General features: G+C 66.7%; 1 pseudogene. It reads right to left on the bottom strand.

What is annotated here, in order from left to right:
- Positions 1-379: pseudogene (locus AB4070_RS18590) on the bottom strand (hypothetical protein); the annotation flags it as partial.

Genomic DNA, 379 nt, shown 5'->3' on the forward strand with positions numbered 1-379 from the left:
GTCCAGGGTATCAGCCCCGGCCTTGCCGTCGAGGAAGTTGGCGGCGGCGTTGCCGGTGAGGCTGTTATCGAGTTCGTTGCCGGTGAGGTTCAACGCGGCGGTGCCGAGCAGCACGCCGTCTTCGACGTTGGCCGAGAGGGTGTAGCTCACCGYCGTGCGGATCAGGTCGTGGCCTTCGTCGGCGAGCTCAGTGACCGTGTCGGTGGCGTTGTCGATGACGTAGGTGTCGTCGCCGCTGCCGCCGCTGAGGGTGTCGGCGCCGGCGCCGCCATCCAGCCAGTCATTGCCGGCCCCGCCTTGCAGGGTGTTGTTGTAGGCATTGCCGAGCAGGGTGTTGTTCAGGTCGTTGCCGATCACGGTGAAGTTGCCGAGGCCGGTG

The organism is Microbacterium sp. 2RAF4 (assembly GCF_052115285.1).
Lineage (GTDB): Bacteria > Actinomycetota > Actinomycetes > Actinomycetales > Microbacteriaceae > Microbacterium > Microbacterium oxydans.